This window comes from Maritimibacter alkaliphilus HTCC2654 (assembly GCF_000152805.1).
GTDB lineage: Bacteria > Pseudomonadota > Alphaproteobacteria > Rhodobacterales > Rhodobacteraceae > Maritimibacter > Maritimibacter alkaliphilus.
The window spans coordinates 3,879,171-3,881,667 of sequence record NZ_CH902578.1 but is presented as its reverse complement, the minus strand read 5'-3'; the positions used below and the strand labels follow the sequence as shown (position 1 = coordinate 3,881,667).

Genomic DNA, 2,497 nt, shown 5'->3' with positions numbered 1-2,497 from the left:
CGGCGCATTCCAGCAAAAGCGTACCGGCGGCCGTGTTCGAGATCGGGATGTGGTAGTTCCGGGTGATCTCGTTCACGTCGTCGCCCAGCGCCCCGCGCATCATCATCCACATCAGAAACTCGGTCCCCTGCGCGCCGGCCTTTTCGACCAGCTCCATGCGGGTGATCTTGGTCAGCTCCTCCGGGTTCGACACGATATTGTCGAGGCAATAGCGATCGAATTCCTTGTTGATGAAGCCCGCGCGCTCGCCGTCCAACTGATGGCTGAGCCCGCCGGTGCCGAGGATCACGACCGTCGCATCCTCGGGGAAGGACCGCAGCGCCTTGCCCAGCGCCTTGCCGAAGTCCAGCGCCCGCGCCAGCGTCGGGATCGGGTGCTGCACCGTGTTGGCCGAAATCGGCACCGTTTTCGGCATGTCCGGGTGATGCGGCGCACCGGGCCAAAAAAGCTGCATCGGCACCACGAAGCCGTGGTCGACCGCCAGCTCCTGACAGGTGGTCAGGTCGAAATGATCCGCGACCATGCTCTCGGCGATGTGCCAGCTCAGTTCCGGCGCACCGGGAAACGGGTCGAGCGCGGGCAGGCCCCAGCCCTCGTCCTCGTTGCGGTACTCGTTCGCGCAGCCGATCGCGAAGGTCGGCATCCGGTCGAGGAAGAAACCAAGCCCGTGGTCGTTGTAGATGTTGATGCAATAGTCCGGCTTGTGATCTTTGATCCACTGGTGGACCTTCGGATAGCCGTCGAAGAACGGCTTCCAATACGGATCGTCGTAAAGCTCTTTCTGGATCGCGTTACCGACCGCCGGAATGTGGGACGTGGTGATCCCGCCAAGAATTTTCGCCATTGTCCGTCCCCCTTACGCCTGGCTCGCCAGGTATTCCTTGAATTCTTCCGTGGTCTTGCCGGTCTGAAGCCCGCCGACGTCCTGCACACCCAGCCCGAAGATCCCGGCGAATTTGGCGAGGTAATAGATGTTGCCGCCGGCCTCGATCAGGCCCAGCACGTTGCGCTCGCGCACGGCCGTCTTCTGCTGGTCGTTCAGGCCGTATTTCTCCATCCAGCCCTCTTCGTCGGCCTTGAACCCTTCGCGGTTCTCGGCGCGGTTGAAGTCGTAGCACATCTTGTTCAGCGCATAGCCCTTCATGGCCTGTTTGCCGTCGAAGATCGTCGTGCCCGGAATGTCGATGTGGTAATCGTAGCCCGGCATATCATGCATGGCCGTTCCTCCTTTTCATGTCCTGACGGCTTGTCGCACGCCGTGTGGCTGCCGGAATTTGACCTGAATCAAACGGCACCGGCCCGGGCGCAGATTGAATGAAGAATACGCAAAACTTATCGGCCTGCCCGGCCTCGGGGGGCCGAAACCCCAACAGGAACGCCGGATCGAGCGCGAGCGCGACCGATACGACGAACACCATTTGCCTGAAACTGATAGCGCAAGGAAAAGGGCCGAGGCGATCTCTCGCCCCGGCCCTCCGGCCACGCAAACCGTGTGGCGCTCAGCGCGCCCAGTAAAGCCGCATCGGGTTGTCGACTAGCAGTTTCTGCTGTTCCTCCGCCGTCGGCGCGATCTTGGGGATGAAATCCACGAGGTTACCGTCATCCGGCATGTGGCTTTTCATATTCGGATGCGGCCAGTCCGTGCCCCAAAGCACCCGGTCCGGGAACCGCTTCACCACTTCGCGCGCGAACGGCACCACGTCGTCATAGGCGGGCGGGCCTTGCACCGACAGACGCTCCGGGCAGGTCACCTTGGACCAGATGTTGTCGTTGTCCTCCATGAGCTTCAGGAAGCGCTGGAAATCCGGGTGATCGACACCCTTCTCGACATCGGGCCGCCCCATGTGATCGACCACGATGATCCCCGGCAGGCTTTCGAGGAACGGCACCAGCTCTTCCAGATCGGCCGCCTCGAAATAGACGACGATGGACCAGCCGAATTCCTGAATGCGCTCGGCCACTTCGATGAAATGCTCGCGCGGCGTCGCGTCGACCAGCCGTTTGACGAAGTTGAACCGCACCCCGCGCACCCCGGCCTCGTCAAGTTCCGCCAGTTCCTCGCGGGTGATGTCGTGACGCACGCTGGCGACGCCCCGCGCCAGATCGCCCGCCGTTCGACAGGCATCGGCCATCGCGGCGTTGTCCTTGCCGTGGCAGGTCGCCTGCACGATCACGTTCCGGCTGAAGCCCAGAAAATCGCGCAGCTCATAGAGCTTGTCCTTGCCCGCGTTGCACGGCGTATATTTACGCTCCGGCGCGAAGGGGAACTCCGGGCTCGGCCCGAACACGTGGCAATGCGCGTCCACCGCCCCCTCAGGCAGTTTGAAGTCCGGCTTTTTCGGGTTCGGGTGGAAATCCAGCCAGTCGGCGTCTTTCACTTGCACATCAGTCATCTCAGTCTCCAAACACTTCGCCGTCCATCAGCTTGCGCGCGGTGCGCAGGATGGCGGCGGACACCGGCGTGCCGCCAGCATCCAGTTTCGCGATCACGGTCATT

At 62.3% G+C, this 2,497-nt stretch carries 4 protein-coding genes; all 4 read right to left on the bottom strand.

Annotated features, from left to right (window positions below; translation table 11 throughout):
* Positions 1-844: extradiol dioxygenase subunit B (locus RB2654_RS20015; protein ID WP_008335201.1), on the bottom strand; the 844-nt coding region annotated here is incomplete at its 3' end.
* A 12-nt stretch (positions 845-856) separates the two neighbouring features.
* Positions 857-1,216: a protocatechuate 4,5-dioxygenase subunit alpha gene (locus RB2654_RS20010; protein ID WP_008335200.1), complete on the bottom strand. Its 360-nt coding sequence runs from the start codon at positions 1,214-1,216 to the stop codon at positions 857-859.
* Complete coding sequence (locus RB2654_RS23615) at positions 1,209-1,418, bottom strand: hypothetical protein (protein WP_008335199.1); 210 nt, start codon at positions 1,416-1,418, stop codon at positions 1,209-1,211. The genes RB2654_RS20010 and RB2654_RS23615 overlap by 8 nt, the downstream gene beginning before the upstream one ends.
* Before the next feature lie 81 nt (positions 1,419-1,499).
* A complete protein-coding gene (locus RB2654_RS20005) occupies positions 1,500-2,393 on the bottom strand; it encodes an amidohydrolase family protein (protein ID WP_040885338.1) in 894 nt (297 codons plus the stop codon).
* Between the last annotated feature and the right edge of the window lie 104 nt (positions 2,394-2,497).